At 70.4% G+C, this 389-nt stretch carries 2 pseudogenes; both read right to left on the reverse strand.

The features are described 5' to 3' along the window. A pseudogene (locus tag MLGJGCBP_RS50955) lies at positions 1-196 on the reverse strand (DUF4913 domain-containing protein); the annotation flags it as partial. After that, positions 193-389 (reverse strand): annotated as a pseudogene (locus MLGJGCBP_RS50960) (conjugal transfer protein); the annotation flags it as partial. The pseudogenes MLGJGCBP_RS50955 and MLGJGCBP_RS50960, both read right to left, overlap by 4 nt.

The raw sequence follows: 389 nt of genomic DNA on the forward strand, positions 1-389 counted from the left end.
CGGTGACCTTCTCGATCCGGGCGCTCAGTTCATCGGACACTGCGAGGGCTTCGCCTGCACCGTTCCCGCCGGCCGGGAGATTCGCCGGCTCGGGTGGGGGCACGAGGTCATCGAGCGGCGGCACCCACGAATCCTCGGGTGGTGCGAGGTCCTCCTCGGGCGGGTCGGGCAGGTCGAACTCGTCAACGCTGGTCATACCGGTTGCGCCTCTTTCGGTTCGGAGTCGTCGGTGAGGGTCACCGCGTCGGCCAGGGTCTTGTCCGCTTCGGGATCGTGGCGTTCGATCGAGGCCCGCACCTGGTCGGCGTAGGGGCCCTCCCACCAGGGCACGGTCTTGACGAGGGTGGCCCGGTTCCCGGACGAGCGGACGATCGCGCGGCCGCGGGGCA

The organism is Rhodococcus sp. T7 (assembly GCF_009872365.1).
GTDB lineage: Bacteria > Actinomycetota > Actinomycetes > Mycobacteriales > Mycobacteriaceae > Rhodococcus_F.